This is a genomic window from Azospirillum sp. TSH64, from assembly GCF_003116035.1.
In the GTDB taxonomy this organism is placed as follows: domain Bacteria; phylum Pseudomonadota; class Alphaproteobacteria; order Azospirillales; family Azospirillaceae; genus Azospirillum.
Genome location: NZ_LGQW01000015.1, coordinates 2149354 through 2166406 on the forward strand (window position 1 = coordinate 2149354; position 17053 = coordinate 2166406).

Sequence of the window (17053 nt, forward strand, 5' to 3'; positions counted from 1 at the left end):
ACCTGAAGGCGCAAGCAGCGTACCGCTTCCAAGACAATCAAACGGTGTTTCAGGCTCCAGCCAGATATGGTGCCGCTCACAATAGGTAGGGCCGCCCGCGGCCGGACAAATCCGCGGTCCTCAGGAAGCGGGCATTCTATCGCCACAACCTTTCGGAGGTAATCACCGGCCGGCGTTCGGAATAAGCCTGATTTCCGCTTTTTGGTTGCGGTTCCGACATTTAAGTTCAGCCAACGGTAATCGGGCGAATAATCCCCATCGCCAAGCAAATATCACCTTTTGCAGCAAAAATATCGGCAGCCAGCGTGAAATGGTTGAGACAATACGCCAATCTGGAGATCCGAAATGCGCTTTCCAGTTCTCGACGGCTGGCGCGGCTTATGCGCCGTGTTCGTCGCATTATTTCACTTCAACGCTTCAGGACATTTCTACCTCGTTCCGTTCGTTCGCGGTAGTTATTTGTTTGTGGATTTCTTTTTTGTCCTCAGCGGTTTCGTCATCACCCACGCGTATATCCACCGCTTGAACTCGACCGCGGACGGCAGGAATTTTCTGGTCAGACGCCTTGGCCGGGTCTGGCCGCTGCATGCCGCCACCCTGATCGCCTTCATTCCGCTGGAGATCGTGAAGGCATTGGCGGTCAGCGGCGAGACGGCTGCCTTCACCGCCCGCTTCGCCCCGTCCTCCATTCTCAGCAACCTGTTCCTTGTGCATTCCCTGGGCATCGAGGACGGGTTGACCTGGAACATTCCGAGTTGGTCGATCAGCGCCGAGTTCCTCGCTTACGTCACCTTCGCAGCGCTCTGCCTGCTGGCCCGCCGCACGTGGCTGGTGACGATGTCGGCGGTGGCGCTGTCGGCTGCCGGAGCCTTCGTGGTCATGGGATGGTCCGACCAATACATAGACACCAGCTTCGACTTTGGATATTTCCGCTGCCTCTATGGTTTCTTCACCGGCCACGTGGCGTATCGGCTGTTCCAGGCGGCCCGCGGCGCCGGACTGTCCAGGCTGTCGTTGCGGTGCCCGACAGCCGGGTCGCCGATAGCCGGACTGAGCGAGGGGCTCAGCCTTGCCGCGGTGATCGTCTTCGTTGCAACGGCGCGCGGGAATGCCCTGTCCTATGCCTCCCCCCTGCTGTTCGGTTTGGTCGTTTGGGTGTTCGCCTTTGAAGGCGGGGTGATTTCCCGGCTGCTGGCGATGCGGCCTTTCCAATGGCTGGGCGCCCGCTCCTATTCCGTCTACATGGTGCATGCGCTGGTCATCGCGCTGTACGAGAAGGCGGCGGTCGCAATGCAGAGGCTGTCGGGCCAGCCGATGTTCATCGAACAGGCGGCCGACGGCGCTGAAGACCGGCTGATCTTCTTCGGTGCCACCTGGATGATGGATCTTCTGGCGCTCGCCTATCTGGGGACGGTGGTCGCGGTCGCCAGCCTGACCCACCGCTTCGTGGAGATACCCGGACAATCCAGCTTCAACGCCTTGCTGCTGAAGCGGCGCAAGCCTGCGGTCCGGCCGGCGACGGTGGAAGTTGCCTGACCTGCTTAACCATGTTGCATGACGAGGCGACTCTGGATCAAAGACCCGATGGGGTCGCCTGTTCATGCCTGACGCCATCGACAAATATCATTTCGACACCGGAACGATTCAGTCAATTTCTTGGTGACGTTGCCAATCGCAGTCATGAGCATCCGGCAAAGTTACTTCGGGTATTTTGCATTTACGAAATAGATGTCTCAAATTGCCGCGTTCGAGCCGGACGAAGGTCATTTCCCATCGATGCGGCTTTTATCTCGTATCAATATTGGTTACTCTCTGTTGCATTCAGGAAGAAACTCTCTAAACTTTGATGTAATTTGTAGTCGGATGACGATGCCCTTGTCGCAGGAAAGCGCAGGTCGCTCCCCTCCCCCGATCGGACCGGCCGTCACCCCGGCCTCCGGTGCGGCCGGCCATCGCCGTCCACAGTCCAGCCGCGACCGCGACCGCTTCGTCGGTTTTGCCTTCGCCGCCGCCGATCTGCTGATCGAATCGGACCCCCACGGCAATATCCTGTTTTCCGCCGGCGCCCGCTGCCGGCTGACCAGGGGCGAGGTCGGTGGGCTGGTCGGCAGCAACCTGATGGAGGTGGTGGCCCCCGGCGACCGCAAATACGTCCATGTCCTGTTCGACCGCATCCGCGAAAAGGCGCGGATCAAGCCATCGCGCGTGATGTTCCAGGCCTTCGACGGTCAGCAGTTCCCGGCACTGCTCGGCGGCTGCCGGCTCGATTCCTGTCCCGGTTCCCTGTTCCTCACCGTGCTGCTGACCTCTCCGGCCCGTGGCAACGGCGGCAGTGGGTCGGTGACGGCGGCCCAGGGTGAACTGCTCGACCAGTGCGGCTTCGCCGGCATCCTGGAGGAGCGCATCCACGCTGCGCGCGAACGGGGACTGGAGCAGGGGCTGACCCTGCTGCTGGTCGAAGGCTTGCAGGCGATGGTGGACTCGATGCCGGAGGGAGCGGCGGCGGAGGTGCGCGAGGGCATCGATGCCTATCTGCGCGGCATCTCCGCCGACGGCGACAGTGCCGGACAGCTGACCGGCGACCGCTACGGCATCGTGCATGCCGCCGACATCGACGGGCGCGAGGTCCAGGGCCACATCGCCCAGATCATCGAGGCGGCGGGCGGTGCCCTGCCCGGCGGCATCCGGTCCTGGACGCTGGACATGGCCGACGACCGGCTGGACGCCGCGGATGCCGCCCGCGCGCTGGTCTACACCGTGCAGGCCTTCGCCTCCGCGCAAGGCGGCGAGTTCACCATCTCCAGCCTGGAGGATGGTGCCAACCGCCTGATGGCCGGGGCGGTGGAGCGGATCGGGCAGCTGCGCGCCACCATCGACAACCGCGACTTCGTCGTCGTTTACCAGCCGATCGTCGACATCGGCACCGGTGCCGTCCACCATCTGGAGGCGCTGACCCGGGTCGAGGGGATGAGCTCGCCGGCCGACTTCATCACCTTCGCCGAGGATGTCGGGCTGATCTACGACTTCGACCTGCTGCTGACCCGCACAGTGCTGGACACGCTGCAGCAATTCCGCAAGGAACCGAAGCTGCCCGATGTGGCGATCAACCTGTCCGCCAAGACGCTGATGAGCCCGATCTTCTTCAAGCAGTTCCAGTCGGTCGTCGCCCCTTACGGCGATCTCGCCTCGAAGCTGCTCATCGAAGTGACGGAAACCGTCGTCGTCACCGACATCGCCAAGCTGAATGAGGTCTTGCAGAAGCTGCGCGAAAGCGGCTTCCGCATCTGCCTGGACGATGTCGGCGCCGGCTCCACCAGCTTTCAGTCGCTGTACGGCATCCAAGCCGACTATGCAAAGATCGACGGCAAGTTCGTCCGCGGCGCCGTGAACAGCCCGCGCGACATGGCGATGCTGCGCAGCATGGTCGATGTCTGCCGCCAGCTGGGACTGGAACTGATCGGCGAGCAGGTGGAGGAGACGGTGCACGCCGAGCTGCTGAACGGCTTGGGCGTGTCCTTTGCCCAGGGCTTCCTGTTCAGCCGGCCGTCGAGCGACTTCGCCTATTTCGCCAAGGACTGGTCGAAGGTGCGCGGCGGCGGCAAGGTGCTGCTGAAGGGCTGAGGCAGAGGGACTGGCGGGCGCAGACCTGCCGGACCGCCGGTCCGGCCTCAGGCGAGAACCGCCGACCGGCCGAAGCCGGTGAAAACGCCCATTTCCTCAATGCTGTGGACTTGGTCGAGCCGATGACGGGCCGCGTTCAAAAGCTCCCGGTTGCGCGCCAGCGTGTCGCGGCCGGCATAACCGTCGCGCAGATGCACACGGTTCAGCAAGGCTTCCGCCTGGTCCAGGGCTTCCATAATGGTCACTGCGGTATCGGCGTCCATCGTCGTTCCCTTGTTCGCTGCGTCGCACCGGCAAGCTGTCGTGCGCTCCTTGATGACCCGACCTTAGCCGCCGCAACTCGCCGCCAGGTAGAGGACGTTTGGTCGCATGTACAAGATAACGTGTTGGATTTTATTCGTTATTTTGCTTTTCTTGACTCGTTTCTCTCCAACCATTGGGTCTGTACGCGGATGACCTTCTCGGTTGCGGAAAACGCCTGCCGGCGGGTGAGAACGAAAACGACGCCGCTGGACGCGGCGATCAGCGGAATTGGGCCGATGATCCAGACCAGGGCCGCCAATGCGAAGTAATAGGCGCGGATGCCCCCGTTCAGCGCGACGATGGCCAGGGTCAGCGCCTCGCTGATGGTCCGGGCGATCTCCCGGCGGTCCTGCGGAGGCACCGGCGGCATCGGCGCAGAGCCGATCAGGGCGCAGCAGTAATTGTACTGGCGCAGCGCCCAGGTGAACTTGAAGAAGCCGAAGGTGAAGATCACCACCATCAGCAGCATCTTGATCTCGAACATCTGGTGCGAGGTCGGGACGGCGAAGGAAAGGTCCGAAATCACCTGCTGCGCCCGTTCCGCCGCACCGAAGGTGCCGATCAGCCCGGCCAGCACCAGCATGTTGGTGGAGGCGAAGAAGGTGCAGCTGTGCATGGTATGGCCGAACAGCTGCGCGTCCATGATGCGGTTGTCGCGCTCCAGCATTCGCTCGATCCAGTGGCGGCGCACGATCCGCAGATGCCGGTTCACAACGTTGCGGTTGGACAGCAGATGGTCCTGGGTGACGGTGAAGCCGACCCAGGAGCCGATGAACCAGACGAAGGCGACGATGTCGAGCGTGGTGACGTCTGGCGGCATGGCGGCGGGGTCTTGGCAAGGTGACGGGGGGAGCAGGCACCCGTGTACGCCGGCAATGGGCGGGTGTCCACCTGCGGGTATCCGAGAGGCCCCCCTACTCCCCACGCGCCTGCACCGCTTTCAGCACGTGGACGCGGATGGCGCTGGACAGGTTGCCGGTCCGGGTCTGGTCGATCTCCTCGATCAGGGCATTGACCGACAGGCCGCGGGACTGCGCCACCGATTTCAGGGAGTCCCAGAACTCTTCCTCGAGGGAGACGCTGGTGGGATGGCCGGCGATCAGGACCGAACGCTTCTTCATGGTCACTCAACGCATCGCAGTGGGAGATGGGGGTGGTCAGAGGAAGGCCGGCGCGGCCGGGATAACTCACCCCCACCCTAACCCCAAGCTTAGCCTGGACCAACCATCCGTTCGGGGCGAACCCATTGATCGAATTGCTCATCCGTCAGGAGTCCGAGTTCCCGCCCGGCCTCCTTTAGACTTGTCCCTTCCTTGTGGGCCTTCTTGGCGATCTTCGCCGCATTGTCATAGCCGATGTGCGGGTTCAGCGCCGTCACCAGCATCAGGCTGTCCGACACCAGCTTGGCGATGCGCTCGCGGTTGGCCTCGATTCCCACCACGCAATTGTCGGTGAAGCTGGTCGCGGCGTCGGCCAGCAGGCGGATCGACTGCAGGACGTTGAAGGCGATCACCGGCTTGAACACGTTCAGCTCGAAATGGCCGGTGGCGCCGGCGACGGTCACGGTGGTGTGGTTGCCCATAACCTGGGCACAGACCATCGTCATCGCCTCCGACTGGGTCGGGTTGACCTTGCCCGGCATGATGGAGGATCCCGGCTCGTTCTCCGGCAGCGACAGCTCGCCGATGCCCGAGCGCGGACCGGATCCCAGGAGGCGGATGTCGTTGGCGATCTTCATCAGAGACACTGCCAGCGTGTTCAGGTGGCCGTGCACGTCGACCAGAGAATCGTGGGTTGCCAGCGCCTCGAACTTGTTCTCTGCGGTGACGAAGGGAAGGCCGGTGAAGGCCGCCACCTCCTCGGCGAAGGCTTCGGCGAAGCCCGGCTTGGCATTCAGGCCGGTGCCGACCGCGGTGCCGCCCTGGGCCAGCCGGTAGAGCTGCGGCAGCGCGCCCTTCACCCGGCCGATGCCGTACGAGATCTGGGCGGCATAGCCGGAGAACTCCTGCCCCAGCGTCAGCGGCGTGGCATCCTGGAGATGGGTGCGGCCAATCTTGACGATGTCCTGGAAGGCGTCGGCCTTGGCGTCGAGCGCCGTGCGCAGATGCTCCAGCGCCGGGATCAAGCTGTGTACGATCTCGTCGGCCGCCGCGATGTGCATGGCGGTGGGGAAGCTGTCGTTCGACGACTGCCCCATGTTGACATGGTCGTTGGGATGGATCGGCGTTTTCGCTCCCATGGTGCCGCCCAGCCGCTCGATGGCGCGGTTGGCGATCACCTCGTTGGCGTTCATGTTGGTCTGGGTGCCGGACCCGGTCTGCCAGACCACCAGCGGGAAGTGATCGGCCAGCCGGCCGTCGATCACCTCGTCCGCCGCCTCCATGATGGCGGCGCCGAGTTTCGGATCGAGCACGCCCAGCTTCATGTTGGCGGCGGCGGAGGCACGCTTCTGGATGCCCAATGCGCGCACCAGCGGCACCGGCATGCGCTCCCCGCCGATGCGGAAATTCTGAAGCGAGCGCTGGGTCTGAGCGCCCCAGTAACGGTCGGCTGGAACGTCTATGGGGCCGAAGCTGTCGGTTTCGGTGCGGACACCGCTCATGGTCGGACCTTTCCTGATCGCCGCTTTTCACGGGTGGGACGGGTTGCAACTGCCCCCGCCCCGCCTGATCTTTGCGGTGGACACCGGAACGGCAAGGGCCGGGACTGCGCAGGCCAGGGACACGCTCAAAGCGGGAGCTTGAGCGACTCGGCGGAAATCCTCGCTGTTCACTCGAATTTGTTCTTGTTGCGTTCGCCGTTCTTCCGTACGCTTTCTTTAACGATCCGCCGCAGGACCAGCGGCTGTCGACAGCGATTGGGGGAACAGGATGGACGATCTGGCACACGACCATATCCGCGCCTTCATTGCCCGGACGCGCGTTGCGGAGATGAAGAGCCGCGGCTGGCGGGTTCTCGGCCCCGGCGAGGAAGGCTCCCTGCTGATGGAAGGCCCGATGCCGACCGGCCGGGCCGCGGTGCTGGAGGAGCCCATCGGCGGGCTCTTCGGCGATCTGATCGCCCGCGCCATGGCGCGCGCCGACGCCCGCGACCGCACCGCCACACGCCGCGCCGCCTGATCGACTTTTTCGGGAATTAGCATTTTCAGGGGGTTGTGACTGTCCAACCGGATGGGCGGGACTGCACCCTTTGGTGGTCCCTCCCTCCAATTCCCTCGGGCGGTCTGAGCAACCGGACATAGCGGTGCGTGTTGTCATCATGCATGCTACCCGCCGGGGCATCCGACGGGGATCATTGCAGCAGGACTTCAGACGGCGTCATAGACGTTTTGAGGTAACTCTTCGTGGCTGTCCTAGATAACGCGACCATAGATCGGAAGTACCCCCGAAGATACTACCTGCCGCATAGTCCCGTTAGGAAGTCTTTAACTCACCCAATGGCTTGATAGGGCCATCGGGAACGCTCAGGCCTAGGGAGATTTACATGATCGGCGCCGTCAACTCGAAGAAGATCACCTCCTCCTCCGCGGCCCATATCGCGCTTCTCGACCAATTCATTCGACTGACGCAAGACACTATCGTCGAACAGGACGATGCCTTCGTCCGCGACAGCCTGGTCGATCTTCTGTCGAATCTGCGCAGCGAGCGTGCCGATTATGCCGAGATCATCGGCGCGTCCGCTCTGAACCGCGCCGTCTGATCCCCGCCTTTCAATCTTCCCTGGTACCGTCTTCCGCTGCGAGGTTGGACAGGGCCTCCCCGGTCAGGCGGTAGGGAAGCCATTCCCTCATCTGGCGGAAGCCGACCCGGTCGTAGAATCCACGAGCCGGGTTCCAGTCCAGAACGCTGAGATCCACCCGGCGGTAGCCGCGCTCCACCGCGCTTTTCGCCACGGCGGCCAGCAGCTTGCGGCCGACGCCGTAGCGCCGGGCGTCCGGCGTGACATAGAGATCCTCGACATAGAGACCGGGCCGCCCCTCCCAGGTGGAGAAGTTGCGGAAGGCAAGCGCGAAGCCGACCGGCGCGCCGTCCAACTCGGCGATCAGCGCCTCGAACACCGGCTGCGGCCCCCAGCCGTCTCGGCGGAAATCCTCCTCGGTCGCCTTGACCGCATCGGCCTCGCGCTCGAACTCCGCCAGTTCGCGGACGAAGCGCAGGATGGTCGTGCAATCCTCCTCAACGGCGGGGCGGATGGTGACGGTCGGCAACGAAGGCAGCATCGGAGGCGGCATCGGAGGCGGGCTCCCTGAAAATTTGCCAAATGGCATTGGGCGCAAAACGAAACGGGGAGCGGACCATAGCCCGCTCCCCGCATTTTCGCACTCCCGATAAACCGGAAGCCGTCAATCGTCGCCGCCGCCCTTAAGGTCCAGGATGCTGCGCAGTTCCTGCACACGCCGTTCGGCGCTGTGTTCGGCCAGCACCCGCTTGCGCGCCCGGCGGCCGAGGTCGGTCAGGTGGTTGCGCGGCAGCATCATCGCCGTGGTCACGTCGTCGGTCTGCGCCGCCACCAGAATCTCACGGCCGGGCTCGAAGAAGCTGTCCAACCCCTCCCACCGGTCGGCGACGATGGCGGCCCCGCAGGCGGCGGCCAGGAACAGCCGGGGCGACGGGCACCAACCGATCCGTCGCTCGTCGTCGCGGGCCAGCGTCAGCGCGAGGCTGGCCGAAGCCAGCACATCGGCATGACGCACCGGGTCGAGATCGGGGAAGGTCAGGATGTTGGTGGTGCGCGGCACCCCGTCGGGCAGATCGGAGCCGACCAGTGCGAAGCGCCGGCGGGTCAGCCGTTGGGCCGGGTCGATGAAGAATTTGTCCAGCCCCTCGCGGATGCCGTCCGGCCCACCGACGATGCAGCAGAGATCGGCCAGATACTCCCGCTTGAAGTCGCCGGGCTTGTCCTCCTCCGGCACGACCCAGGGGTAGAGCGGCGCCACCGACTCCGCCCCCGCCTTGGCACGATAACGGTCCAGCGCCGGCCCGCCGCAGGAGGCGAGCACCATGTCGAAGCCGGCCAGCCCGTCGGCCGGCAGATGCTCCACCGCCTCTCCCGCCTCCAGCGCCGTCAGGCTGACCGCAGCCTCCGGATCGTAGAGCACGCGGCGCGGGGTCCTGGACTGGCGGACGAGGTCAGCGGCGGCACGGGCGTCCGGCCCCTGCGCCACCACCAGCGCCACGCCGGCATCGTCGGCCTGGGCCGCAGCCGCCACCGCCACCTCGTCCCAGGCGCCGTAGGACAGCACCTCGCCGCCGGGAATGGTCCAGGGGACGGAGGGGCCGGGGCCGGTGCGCTCAACCGCGACGACGCGATGGCCGCGGATCGCCAACCCATGGATCAGCGCGCGCCAGCGCATGCTGTGCCCGCCATCCTGGCGGTACCCGCTGGTCAAGCCTCTGTTGGTCAAGCCCCCGTTGGTCAAGCCGAGGATCACGATTTTCATGGCTTCGGCACCCTTGGCGTTCCGCGACGGGAAGCCGCTTCCCGATGGAAGCGCTCCCGGATCAACGCGATTGGAGAAGGTGGTGTTCCGGCTTCCGGTCCCGTCCCGGCAGCCCTGCCCAAGACGAACTCAACCTGGACAAATCCGGCCGGGTTCGGCGCCTGGAGACAGGGCTTTGCCGGACGGGATTTGCGAAAGCGTTGCATTGAAATTTGATATGGACCGGTCCGGCGGCCCTGCAAGCGTATACCCCTCGCAATAGGCGTTTCCCCGATAGGGCTGCCCATTTGACGGTTGAGCCTTGCGGCCGGGGGCCTTAGGGTCACGGCCCGGTTTCCCCTCCGATCACGGTCGAGCGCATGCGACTTCCGTTCCGTCATCCCGCCCGCCTCCTTCTCGCCACGCTGCTGATGGCCGGCTGCCAGAGCACCGGTGCCACCGCACCGGTCGCAACCGGAGCCGCAACCTCGGCATCCGGTACCGCGACGGCGGCCGTCCAGCCCGTGGCGCAGCAGCCCGCCTCCTTCCCCGAATGGCTGGCGGCCCTTCGTGCCGAGGCGCTGGGCCAGGGCATCCGTCCGCAGACCTTCGACCGCGCTTTCCAGCGGGTGAAGCTGTCCGACCGCGTCGTCGAGTTGGATGGCGCACAGCCCGAGTTCACCCGGCAAGTGTGGCAGTATTTGGACAGCGCCGTGAATGAAAAGCGCGTCCAGGACGGCCGTCAGAAGTTGCAGGAGCATGCGGCGTTGCTTTCCCGCATCACCCGCCGCACCGGCGTTCCGGGAGAGATCCTGGTCGCCTTCTGGGGGGTGGAATCGGACTTCGGCAAGTCGACCGGCAACTTCTCGGTCATCGACGCGCTGACGACGCTGGCCTTTGAAGGCCGCCGCGCCGCCTATTTCCGGTCGGAGCTGCTGGCAGCCCTGCGCATCCTCGACTCCGGCGACATCGCGCCGGAGCGGATGACCGGTTCCTGGGCCGGCGCCATGGGCCAGACCCAGTTCATGCCGACCGTCTTCCTGCGCAACGCGGTGGACGAGGACGGCGACGGCCACCGCGACATCTGGGGCAGCATGCCCGACGTGCTGGCCTCCACCGCCAAGTTCGTGCTGGCGAATGGCTGGCGGCAGGGAGAGTCCTGGGGACAGGAGGTGCGGCTGCCCGACGGCTTCGCTTACGATCAGGCGGAGCTGAGCATCACCAAGCCGCTGTCGGAATGGCGCCGGTTGGGTGTGCGTCCGCTGGACGGCGGCGATCTGGGCGGCGAGGGATCGGCGGCGATCCTGGTGCTGGCCGGGCATCGCGGCCCTGCCTTCCTTGTGCGGGACAATTTCCGCGCGATCATGCGCTACAACCCGTCGACCAGCTATTCGCTGGCCGTCGCCATGCTGGCCGACCGCATGACCGGCAAGCCCGGCGTCCGCGGCCCCTGGCCGCGCGAGGAACAGGCGCTGAGCCGCGACGAGCGCATCGACCTGCAACAGCGGCTTGCGTCGCTGGGGCTGGAGCCGGGTGCCGCCGACGGCATTGTCGGGGCGAACACCCGCAACGCGGTGCGGCGTTTCCAGGCGTCTGTCGGCGAGATCCCGGACGGCTTCGCCACCAAGGCCCTGCTGGAGCGGCTGCGCCAGCGGTCGTGAGGATAAGGCCGTGACGGGTGGCTGAGGCTATTGTCCAGCTACCCCCTCGCCCCCCATGCCGCCGCGCAGCAGGCCCCAGGCGGCCGGCAGCAGGAACGCTGCGACCCCGGCGCCGACCAGCGCGTCGGGCGCTCCGTCCAGCAGCAGCCAGCTTGCCGCCAGCCCCAAGAGGCCGGCGCCGAGCGGCAGGACATCCTTGCGCGAGCACAGCCAGATCGCCCGCAGGTTCAGCCTGCCGCGCCGGCCGGCGAACAGCAGGGTCGCGGTCGCCACCGTCACGCCGATGGCCAGCAGCAGGGCCAGACTGGCGAGCGGCATGTCGGGGATCGCCATGCCGGCGATGCTGCGCCCGGCCGTTACCACCAGCGCAACCGCCGCAACACCCAGCGCCGCCCCGTGCAGCATCGACAGGCGCGCATGCCAGTCCGGCCGGCGCCCGAGCCCGACCAGCGTCACCGCATGACCGGCGGCATGGTTCAGCACCAGCAGGGCCGCAGCCAACAGGGTGACCGCCTGCGTCGCGTTGGCGGAGGCGAGCAGCAGGGCGCCGAGCAGCCCGTTCACCACCATCGCCATCCGCATGGTGTGCTTCAGATCACCCGATCCGCCGGAAAGATGGGATGTTCCACCGCCACAGGATCCGCCACCGCATCCGCCGCTCATCGCACGCCCCATTTTGAAACCCGACAGGGAAATCATAGGAGCGGCGGAAGCGTGCGTCCATCACCATCAGAGATTTCTGATATGTGCCGATCTCACCTTTCCGGTATCGAAAGAGGTGTCCGACCGCGTGGGCTACCCATTCGAACTGCGGCGGGGATAACCCGGCCCACCCAACGGTGCATGGGCTGTCTCATTGGGCGCTTACCCGTCCCCCTCCATGAAAAGCGAGCCGTCGAGGCGGATATCGGGACAGACACAGCCGCATCATCGGAACCACTCCATGACGAAGCGTCCCGCCTCCCCCATCAAGATCCTGATTGTCGACGACAACCCGCTGTTGCAGCGGGCGTTGAAGGACATGCTGGGGCTGTGGGGCGTCGGCCAGATCACCGCGGTCGGCAACGGGCAGGAGGCCAAGGACGCGCTGCGCCGCGAGGTCTACGACCTGATGGTGACGGACTGGGTGATGGAACCGGTCGGTGGCGCGCAGCTGGTCCAGTGGATCCGCCAGTCTCCGGGCAGCCTGCGGCCCGGCATGCCGATCATCGTGCTGACCGCCAACGCCGACCTCGCCACCGTGCGCAGCGCCTGGGATGCCGGCGCCGATTCCGTGCTGGCGAAGCCGGTGCCGGCCGCCACTCTGGCTCGCCGCATCGACGCGGTGCTGAACCGTCGCGACGGCTCCCTCCGGACGGGAACTGCCGAGCCGGGACGCGATACCGCCCGTCCGGCGGCCAACCCGGCCGGTCAGGGCAGCCCGTCGACCACCAGCCTGCCCTCCCCGCGGCCGGCCACGCCGCGCCCGGCGGCGAGCGGGATGGCGCATCTGCCCCCTCCCGCAACGCCCCCCACGACACCGACGAACCCGGTGCCGCCGACGCCGGTACCGCCGACTGCGGTTCCGGCCTCCGCCATGCCACCCGACCGTGGCGCCGCCACCATGCGCAGCGACGACCCCAAGCGGATGCGGATGCTGCTGGCGCTCGACAAGCTGGAGGCGGCAATCGAGCGACCCGACCCGATCGGCAGCCGGCTGCGCCATGCCCTGTCGGATGTGCAGATCGCCACAGCCGGCGATTCCGCCGCGTCCTCGGTCGTCGCGTCGCTGTCCACCTGCGTCACCTGGGTGGAACCGGACATCGAAGGCTATGTCGATGCGCTCCAGGCCCATGCCGCGGCCCTGCGCTGGCTGGCGGGTTCGGACGGCGGCGCCCAGTCGATGGCGGTGGCGCTTTGCCTGATCCGCACCCTGCGGGCCAGCGTCCGCACGCTGGCGGCCCGAGGCCAGAGCGACTTCGGCAATTGGCCGGAAGGCGGCAGCCCGACCCCTCCGGGCAAGTCCCCCCTGACGGGGCGCTGAGTCCCTTCCCATATCGTCTGATGACGATCTGGGCGAGAGAGGGACGGAGAGGGAATTTCCGCAAGGCAGGGCATTCCATACGCTCCGTTACGGAAGACCGGCGGTTGCCGCGCCGTTCCTTGCTTTTTGCAGGATGGCCGGCCGCAGTCGTTGCGATATAAGACAGCCTTCATTACCTTTTTGCCCAGCGAACAAATCGGTTCCCCAGCACTCCGTCCAGGAGTTTGCCAGGCTGCCGACCGATGGGAGGAAATGAAGAATGGCGCTCGCAACAGTGTCTCTCGAAGACAAGTACGCGCTCGAACAGGGGCGTGTTTACCTCACCGGCACCCAGGCGCTGGTGCGCCTGCCGATGATGCAGCGCCAGCGCGACCTTGCCGCCGGGCTGAACACCGGCTGCTTCATTTCCGGCTATCGCGGCTCGCCGCTGGGCGGCTTCGACCAGAATCTGTGGAACGCCCGCAAATTCCTGGAAAAGAACCACATCCAGTTCCAGCCCGGCGTGAACGAGGAGCTGGGCGCCACCGCGGTCTGGGGCAGTCAGCAGGTCGGCATGTTCAAGGGCGCCAAGTATGACGGCGTCTTCGCCATGTGGTACGGCAAGGGCCCCGGCGTCGACCGGTCGGGAGACGTGTTCAAGCATGCCAACGCCGCCGGCACCTCCCGCCACGGCGGCGTGCTGGTGCTGACCGGCGACGACCACAACTGCAAGTCCTCCACCTTCCCGCACCAGTCCGAACACGCCTACATGCACTCGATGATCCCGGTGCTGAACCCGTCGGGGGTGCAGGAGATCCTGGATTACGGCCTGATCGGCTGGCAGATGAGCCGCTATTCCGGCTGCTGGATCGCGATGAAGACCATCGCGGAGACGGTGGATACCTCGGCGTCGGTGTACATCGATCCGCACCGCGTCTCCCCCATCGTCCCCGCCGACTTTCCGATGCCGCCGGGCGGCCTGAACATCCGCTGGCCCGACCCGCCGCTGGAGCAGGAATACCGGCTGATGAAGCACAAGCTGTACGCCGCCCTGGCGTTCGCCCGTGCCAACAAGCTGGACCGGGTGGTGATGGAGAGCCCGCGTCCGCGCTTCGGCATCGTCACCACCGGCAAGAGCTATCTCGACGTCCGTCAGGCCTTCGACGAGCTTGGCATCACCGAGGAGATGGCGGCCGACTGGGGCATCACCGTCTACAAGGTCGGCATGCCTTGGCCGCTGGAGCGCGACGGCGTCCGCCACTTCGCCGAGGGTCTGGAAGAGATCGTCGTGGTCGAGGAGAAGCGCGCGGTCATCGAGAACCAGCTGAAGGAACAGCTCTACAACTGGAACCCCGACGTCCGCCCCAAGGTGGTCGGCAAGTTCGACGAGCAGGGCGAGTGGATCCTGCCGAGTGCCGGCGAACTGACGCCGGCGCAGATCGCCGTGGTGATCGGCCGCCGCCTGCAGCGCTTCATCGAGAACGAGAACCTTGCCCGCCGCATCGCCTTCCTCGACGCGCAGGAGAAGCAGAAGGCCCATGTGGCGCGCGTGGTGCGCAAGCCGACCTTCTGCTCCGGCTGCCCGCACAACACCTCCACCGTCGTGCCGGAGGGCAGCCGGGCGCTGGGCGGCATCGGCTGCCATTACATGGCAACGTGGCTCGACCGTTCGACCGATACCTTCACCCAGATGGGCGGCGAGGGCGTGCCGTGGGTGGGTCAGGCCGCTTTCACCGACGAGAAGCACATCTTCGCCAATCTGGGAGACGGTACCTATTTCCATTCCGGCATCCTGGCGATCCGGCAGGCCATCGCCGCCAAGGTGAACATCACCTACAAGATTCTGTTCAACGACGCGGTCGCCATGACCGGCGGCCAGCCCTTCGACGGCACGCTGACGGTGCAGTCAATCGCCAACGTCCTGCGGGCGGAAGGCGTGCAGCGCATCACCGTCGTCAGCGACGAGCCGGAGAAGTACGGCATCGGCAACGGCCTGCCGCAATTCACCACCGTCGAGCATCGCGACGACCTCGACCGCGTGCAGAAGGAGATGCGCGAGGTCCCCGGCGTCAGCGTCCTGATCTATGACCAGACCTGCGCCACCGAGAAGCGCCGCCGCCGCAAGCGCGGCAAGATGGTCGACCCGGCCAAGCGCGTGGTGATCAACGAGCTGGTCTGCGAAGGCTGCGGCGACTGCTCGGCCAAGTCGTCCTGCGTGTCGGTGATCCCGCAGGAGACCGAGTTCGGCCGCAAGCGTCAGATCGACCAGTCGAGCTGCAACAAGGATTACTCCTGCACCAAGGGCTTCTGCCCCAGCTTCGTGACGGTGGAAGGCGGGTCCTTGCGCAAGCCGAAACCGGCCGCAGCGAAGTCGGCCGACGCCACAGCCCTGCCCGCCCCCGCCGTCCCGGCCTTCGACAAGACTTGGAGCCTGTATGTCACCGGGGTCGGCGGCACCGGCGTCGTTACCATCGGCGCACTTCTGGGCATGGCCGCGCATATCGAGGGCAAGGGCGTCGGCGTGCTCGATATGACCGGGCTGGCGCAGAAGGGCGGTGCGGTCACCAGCCACATCCGCATCGCCAACACGCCGGAGGACATCCACTCCGTCCGCATCGCCGCCGGCGGGGCTGACGCGGTGCTGGGCTGCGACCTGATCGTCGCGGCGGCGGGCGACGGCCTGTCGAAGATGACCGCCGGACGCACCCGCGCCGTCATCAACACCCATGACAGCATCACCGCCGACTTCATCAAGAAACCGGACATGGTGATCCCGGTCCGCGATCTGGTCGGCGACATCCGCAAGGCCTGCGGCGGCGAAGCCAATGTCGATGCCTTCGACGCGACCAAGCTCGCCACAGCGTTGCTGGGCGACAGCCTCTACGCCAACCCGTTCCTGATGGGCTATGCCTGGCAGAAGGGTCTGATCCCGCTGAGCGAGGAGTCGATCATCAAAGCCATCGAGCTGAACGGCGTGGCGGTGAAGTTGAACCTCGACGCCTTCCAATGGGGCCGCCGCGCCGCCGTCGATCTGGCGTCGGTGGAAGCCGCCGCGAAGCCTCAGGAGGTGGCGCAGGCCGTGCAGTCGCTGCTGCTCGACCAGCGCCGCCAGTCCGGCAGCCTGGACGAGGTGATCGAGCGCCGCCACCGCTTCCTGGTCGATTACCAGGACGCCGCCTATGCCGCCCGCTACCACGCGCTGGTCGATTGGACCCGCCGGACCGAGCAGCAGAAGGTGCCCGGCTCCACCGCGCTGACGGAGGCGGTCGCACGCGGCCACTTCAAGCTGATGGCCTACAAGGACGAGTATGAGGTGGCGCGGCTCTACACCGACAGCGGCTTCGTCGAGAATGTCCAGCGCATGTTCGAAGGCGACTGGAAACTGACCTTCCACATGGCCCCGCCGGCGATGGCCGAGACCGGAGAGGACGGCGGCGAACCGAAGAAGAAGAGCTTCGGTCCGTGGATGCTGCCGGTCCTGCGCCTGCTGGCCAAGGGCAAGCGTCTGCGCGGCACCCGGCTCGACCCGTTCGGCCGCACCGCCGAGCGGCGCCAGGAACGCCAGCTGATCGCCGACTATGAGGCGGTGGTGGGCGAGCTGCTGAACGGCCTGACCCGCGAGAAGCTGGATCTGGCGGTGGAGATCGCCAGGGTGCCGATGGAGATGCGTGGCTACGGCCCGGTGAAGGCCCGCAACGTCACGGCGGCCAAGGCGAAGGAGGCCAAGCTGCTGGCCGACTTCCGCGCCCCGGTCGCCGCCCCGCAGCCGCTGGCGGCAGAGTGAGGCAGTCCTGAGGCGGTGCAGGCAAACAAATGAAGTTTGGAGAAGCCCAAGCGATTGGGCTTCTCCGCACAATGCTTTACCTACCAACCCGTCAGCCACGACCAAAGTCTCATAGCGAAAGCCGCAGTATCTGCTAATGTTGGAAATGCGAGTAGCGTCGCAACCCCATTTCAGAAACGTCACGGGTTTCGGGTTGAAGTGACGAAATGCGGCATAGCCATTAAATACTTCTGAAATTCCCGGACGGAATTCGCTGCTGCAAG

The 17053-nt window shown here is 65.8% G+C and carries 14 protein-coding genes; 7 read left to right on the top strand and 7 right to left on the bottom strand.

What is annotated here, in order from left to right:
- The first annotated feature begins 345 nt into the window (after positions 1-345).
- Positions 346-1536: an acyltransferase gene (locus TSH64_RS11320; RefSeq protein ID WP_109096820.1), complete on the top strand. Its 1191-nt coding sequence runs from the start codon at positions 346-348 to the stop codon at positions 1534-1536.
- A 333-nt stretch (positions 1537-1869) separates the two neighbouring features.
- Positions 1870-3621, top strand: a complete 1752-nt coding sequence (locus TSH64_RS11325; protein ID WP_247872883.1) for an EAL domain-containing protein — start codon at positions 1870-1872, stop codon at positions 3619-3621.
- 47 nt (positions 3622-3668) lie between these two features.
- Here the strand turns inward: TSH64_RS11325 and TSH64_RS11330 are convergent, their stop codons facing one another.
- From TSH64_RS11330 to fumC, 4 genes are all read right to left on the bottom strand, one after another.
- Positions 3669-3884, bottom strand: a complete 216-nt coding sequence (locus tag TSH64_RS11330; RefSeq protein WP_109096822.1) for a hypothetical protein — start codon at positions 3882-3884, stop codon at positions 3669-3671.
- Positions 3885-4021: 137 nt separating this feature from the next.
- On the bottom strand, positions 4022-4744 hold the full coding sequence (locus TSH64_RS11335; RefSeq protein ID WP_109096823.1) for a DUF599 domain-containing protein: 723 nt from the start codon (positions 4742-4744) through the stop codon (positions 4022-4024).
- 94 nt (positions 4745-4838) lie between these two features.
- A complete protein-coding gene (locus TSH64_RS11340; RefSeq protein WP_109096824.1) occupies positions 4839-5045 on the bottom strand; it encodes a ribbon-helix-helix domain-containing protein in 207 nt (68 codons plus the stop codon).
- Between the two features lie 89 nt (positions 5046-5134).
- Positions 5135-6526 (bottom strand): class II fumarate hydratase, encoded by a 1392-nt coding sequence (gene fumC / locus TSH64_RS11345; RefSeq protein ID WP_109096825.1) that lies wholly within the window; start codon positions 6524-6526, stop codon positions 5135-5137.
- A 268-nt stretch (positions 6527-6794) separates the two neighbouring features.
- Between fumC and TSH64_RS11350 the strand changes: the two genes are divergently transcribed.
- Positions 6795-7043 carry a hypothetical protein gene (locus TSH64_RS11350; protein WP_109096826.1) on the top strand — a complete coding sequence of 83 codons (249 nt, stop codon included), beginning with the start codon at positions 6795-6797 and terminating at the stop codon, positions 7041-7043.
- Between the two features lie 364 nt (positions 7044-7407).
- On the top strand, positions 7408-7623 hold the full coding sequence (locus TSH64_RS11355) for a hypothetical protein (protein WP_109048389.1): 216 nt from the start codon (positions 7408-7410) through the stop codon (positions 7621-7623).
- A gap of 10 nt (positions 7624-7633) precedes the next feature.
- Here TSH64_RS11355 and TSH64_RS11360 read toward each other — a convergent pair whose 3' ends face one another.
- A complete protein-coding gene (locus TSH64_RS11360) occupies positions 7634-8155 on the bottom strand; it encodes a GNAT family N-acetyltransferase (protein ID WP_247872884.1) in 522 nt (173 codons plus the stop codon).
- Positions 8156-8266: 111 nt separating this feature from the next.
- Complete coding sequence (locus TSH64_RS11365) at positions 8267-9364, bottom strand: glycosyltransferase (RefSeq protein WP_109096827.1); 1098 nt, start codon at positions 9362-9364, stop codon at positions 8267-8269.
- Between the two features lie 359 nt (positions 9365-9723).
- Here TSH64_RS11365 and TSH64_RS11370 point away from each other — a divergent pair, with 359 nt between their 5' ends.
- Positions 9724-11004, top strand: a complete 1281-nt coding sequence (locus TSH64_RS11370; RefSeq protein WP_109096828.1) for a lytic murein transglycosylase — start codon at positions 9724-9726, stop codon at positions 11002-11004.
- Positions 11005-11031: 27 nt separating this feature from the next.
- Here the strand turns inward: TSH64_RS11370 and TSH64_RS11375 are convergent, their stop codons facing one another.
- A complete protein-coding gene (locus TSH64_RS11375) occupies positions 11032-11586 on the bottom strand; it encodes a hypothetical protein (protein ID WP_247872885.1) in 555 nt (184 codons plus the stop codon).
- 361 nt (positions 11587-11947) lie between these two features.
- Between TSH64_RS11375 and TSH64_RS11380 the strand changes: the two genes are divergently transcribed.
- A complete protein-coding gene (locus tag TSH64_RS11380) occupies positions 11948-13027 on the top strand; it encodes a response regulator (RefSeq protein WP_109096830.1) in 1080 nt (359 codons plus the stop codon).
- Between the two features lie 259 nt (positions 13028-13286).
- On the top strand, positions 13287-16790 hold the full coding sequence (locus tag TSH64_RS11385) for an indolepyruvate ferredoxin oxidoreductase family protein (protein WP_109096831.1): 3504 nt from the start codon (positions 13287-13289) through the stop codon (positions 16788-16790).
- The last annotated feature ends 263 nt before the right edge of the window (positions 16791-17053 follow it).

Bases quoted from the DNA above. Each gene is read 5' to 3' on its own strand.
- TSH64_RS11385 (WP_109096831.1), top strand. From the start codon at position 13,287: ATGGCGCTCGCAACAGTGTCTCTCGAAGACAAGTACGCGCTCGAACAG.
- TSH64_RS11340 (WP_109096824.1), bottom strand. From the start codon at position 5,045: ATGAAGAAGCGTTCGGTCCTGATCGCCGGCCATCCCACCAGCGTCTCC.
- TSH64_RS11360 (WP_247872884.1), bottom strand. From the start codon at position 8,155: ATGCCGCCTCCGATGCTGCCTTCGTTGCCGACCGTCACCATCCGCCCC.
- TSH64_RS11335 (WP_109096823.1), bottom strand. From the start codon at position 4,744: ATGCCGCCAGACGTCACCACGCTCGACATCGTCGCCTTCGTCTGGTTC.
- TSH64_RS11370 (WP_109096828.1), top strand. From the start codon at position 9,724: ATGCGACTTCCGTTCCGTCATCCCGCCCGCCTCCTTCTCGCCACGCTG.
- TSH64_RS11355 (WP_109048389.1), top strand. From the start codon at position 7,408: ATGATCGGCGCCGTCAACTCGAAGAAGATCACCTCCTCCTCCGCGGCC.
- TSH64_RS11320 (WP_109096820.1), top strand. From the start codon at position 346: ATGCGCTTTCCAGTTCTCGACGGCTGGCGCGGCTTATGCGCCGTGTTC.
- TSH64_RS11350 (WP_109096826.1), top strand. From the start codon at position 6,795: ATGGACGATCTGGCACACGACCATATCCGCGCCTTCATTGCCCGGACG.
- fumC (WP_109096825.1), bottom strand. From the start codon at position 6,526: ATGAGCGGTGTCCGCACCGAAACCGACAGCTTCGGCCCCATAGACGTT.
- TSH64_RS11375 (WP_247872885.1), bottom strand. From the start codon at position 11,586: ATGCGGATGGCGATGGTGGTGAACGGGCTGCTCGGCGCCCTGCTGCTC.
- TSH64_RS11380 (WP_109096830.1), top strand. From the start codon at position 11,948: ATGACGAAGCGTCCCGCCTCCCCCATCAAGATCCTGATTGTCGACGAC.
- TSH64_RS11330 (WP_109096822.1), bottom strand. From the start codon at position 3,884: ATGGACGCCGATACCGCAGTGACCATTATGGAAGCCCTGGACCAGGCG.
- TSH64_RS11325 (WP_247872883.1), top strand. From the start codon at position 1,870: ATGCCCTTGTCGCAGGAAAGCGCAGGTCGCTCCCCTCCCCCGATCGGA.
- TSH64_RS11365 (WP_109096827.1), bottom strand. From the start codon at position 9,364: ATGAAAATCGTGATCCTCGGCTTGACCAACGGGGGCTTGACCAACAGA.